General features: G+C 74.2%; 2 protein-coding genes and 1 pseudogene. 1 reads left to right on the plus strand and 2 read right to left on the minus strand.

Annotated elements, in window-relative coordinates:
* Positions 1-418, plus strand: a 418-nt coding sequence (locus AC13HU_RS35195; RefSeq protein ID WP_483046064.1) for a sensor histidine kinase, incomplete at its 5' end; no start/stop codon positions are given.
* A 10-nt stretch (positions 419-428) separates the two neighbouring features.
* Here AC13HU_RS35195 and AC13HU_RS35200 read toward each other — a convergent pair.
* Both AC13HU_RS35200 and AC13HU_RS35205 read right to left on the minus strand, forming a co-directional pair.
* The gene (locus AC13HU_RS35200) at positions 429-1,331 is read right to left on the minus strand and encodes a DivIVA domain-containing protein (protein WP_483046065.1); all 903 of its coding nucleotides are present in this window, start codon (positions 1,329-1,331) and stop codon (positions 429-431) included.
* A 338-nt stretch (positions 1,332-1,669) separates the two neighbouring features.
* Positions 1,670-2,767 (minus strand): annotated as a pseudogene (locus AC13HU_RS35205) (SUKH-4 family immunity protein); the annotation flags it as partial.
* Between the last annotated feature and the right edge of the window lie 10 nt (positions 2,768-2,777).

The raw sequence follows: 2,777 nt of genomic DNA on the forward strand, positions 1-2,777 counted from the left end.
CCCGGTGCCCGAGCACGAGGTCGACGCCGGGCCGAGCCTGGCGGAGCTGGCGCAGCTCGTGCAGGAGTCGCGGGCGGCGGGGATGGGGGTCGAGCTGGCCGTCGAGGGTGAGCAGCGGCCGTGCGGGCGGCGGATCGAGGCGACCGTCTACCGCGTGGTGCAGGAAGCGCTCACGAACGTGCGCAAGCACGCGGTGGGGGCGAAGGCGCAGGTGCGGTTGGCCTATCGCGAGGCCGAGGTGGCCGTCCTCATCGTCAACGGCCCGGCCGAGGCGGTGGTCGCCGCGGCGCTGCCGAGCGGGGGGCACGGGCTCACCGGGATGCGGGAGCGCGTCACCGCCCACGGTGGCGGCTTCGCCGCAGGCCCCACCCCGGACGGCGGCTTCCGCGTCTCCGCGATGGTTCCGACGGCACCCTGACCCGCGGGGATCAGGGGCGCCCGGTCAACTCGGCGAGGGTGGTCTTGATGTGCGCGAGGTGCGCCCGCACCTCGTCACGGTGGAGCTCGTGCTCTCGCAGCACCCGCTCCGCATCCCGCCGCACCCTGTCCTCATGGGTCCGCGCCTCCGCGATCAACGCGTCGGCCCGCGCGTCGGCCTCGGCCTGCTGGGTGCGCAGCGCCTCCTCCGCGTCGGCCCGCTCCTGATGCGCCTGCGCCAGGCGGCGTTCGGCGTCGGCGAGGAGTCCGGACAGTCGGCCGTCGACCACGGCCTGCTGCTCGGCGAGGTCGTGATCCAGGCTCTCGATCCGCTCGCGCTGGTCCGCGTCGACGGCGGCCCGGTCCCGGTCGACCTGCTGCTGCATCGCGTCGAGCGCGGCGCCGGCCTCTCCCCGTACGGCGTCGGCCTCGGCGCGGGCGGCGCCGAGGATCTCCGCGGCCCGCCCGCACGCCTCGTCCAGTACGTGCTGGGCCTGGTCCTCGGCGGCGGCGAGCCGTGCGGACGTGGCCGCGCGGGCCTCGTCCTGGAGGGTGCGGCGGGCGGTGTCGGCGGCGTCCCGCGCGTACTGCGCCTCGACCTCGGCGCGTTCGCGTACCGCTGCGGCCTCGTCCTCGACCATCTGGAGCAGTTCCTGCGCGCCGGTGCCGAGCAGGGCGAAGTCGGTCGGCCCGAGCGCCTCGACCTGTTGTCGCAGGGAGGTGCACTCGGCCTCCATCTCGTTGGCGAGCACGGTCAGCCGGGCGGCCCGCTCCCACGCCGCGTCCCGGTCCTCGGACAGCTCGTCCAGGAAGCGGTCCACCTGGTCCGGCCGGTAACCGCGGCCGCGCGCCGCCCCGAACCTCTCCCGTGCCTGCGGCTGCGTCTGCGTCGATGCGGACGTATCACTGCTCATGGCCACTGCCCCTCGCGACGTCGGGCCGTTCCCGTGTTCCCATTTATCGCTTATGTCCGAATTGTAAGGGCCTCGACACTCCGACTGTCTTCTACCCCGGAAACACGGACGGGCCGAGCGGAAGACGCAGCTTCCACCCGGCCCGCACGAAACGGCCGTTAAGACCGGCCGGCAAATGGTGGGCGGCGTCGCGGGCCGATGGCTCCCGCCCGGACGGCTTCTCCTCAGTCACCAGGGCTCCGCCATGGCTCCCTCGTCGACACCGCCCGGACTCGGCCCTCGACCCGCGCCTTCACCCACCTTCCACTTGCCAGTCGGTCTAAATCCGCTCGGTCCGCCTACAGCAGCCCGTCCCACATCTGCTCGACCAGCACCGACCACCAGTTGTCGGGCGAGGCGATCGCCGCCGGGTCCTGCGCGGCCAGTTGGGCCTGGAAGTCCACCGTCCAGTGCCCGGCCTGCTCCGGCGTCAACCCGATCCGCAGCCGCCACATCCGGCCCAGCAGCGCCAGGCAGCGGGCGAATTCCGGCAGGCTGGAGTTGACGAACTGCGGCTGCGCCGGCTGTCCGCCCGGCCCCGCCTCCAGCGGCACCGCGACGATGTGCGCGGTGCCGTACTGCACGCACAGCTGGCGGCCGAAGTCGTTGCCCATCACGAGGTACGACCCCGCGTCCGCGGCCGGCTGCACCCCGCGCTGCGCGGCCAGTTCGGCCAGCGTGGGCACCGGCTGTCCGGGCTGGGCCTGCGCCCAGAAGAACGGCGAGAAATCGACCGGCAGCCCGGACCACACCAGCGTTTGGGCCACGATGTCCGGCACGCCCTGCCGGGAGACCGCGCGCTGCTCGAAACGGAACACGCCCTGCGGCCCGAACGCGCCCGCCACCTCCTGGCCGATCACGTCCAACCCCACCGGCGGCACCCGCAACACGCTGTGCGGGTCGGGCATCGGCACCCGCTGCGGCTGCGGGCGGGCCGGTGCGCCGGCCACCTGGTGCAACTCGCCCTGGTGGGTGAGCAGGTGCTGGACGCCCTGGCGGCGGCTCGCGTGGTCACGGCCGTACGGCGCGGTGTGGCTGATCCGCACCTGCGGCCAGGTCTCCCGGATCATCCGGGTGCAGTAGCCGCCCGGCAGATCGCAGGACTCCAGCTCGGTGTGGAGTTCGAGCACCTGCTCCGGGCGGATGCCCAGCGAGCGCAACTCGTGCAGGATCTGCCACTCCGGGTGCGGGGTGCCCGGCGCCGACCGCCGGATCAGCTGCTGCTCGCTGCCGTCCTGGCCGCGGTAGCGCAGCACCGCCATGTAGCCGGGGCCGACCGTGGGCACCGCCCCGCCCTGCGGGTAGCCGTATCCGGGCGGCGCGGGCGTTCCCGTAGCGGGTGCGGGGCGGTGCGAAGTCGGGGGTCGCGTCGAGCCGGGCCGGGGGCCGGCCGAGGGCTACTGCCGC

It is taken from the genome of Streptomyces sp. NH27, from assembly GCF_056859195.1.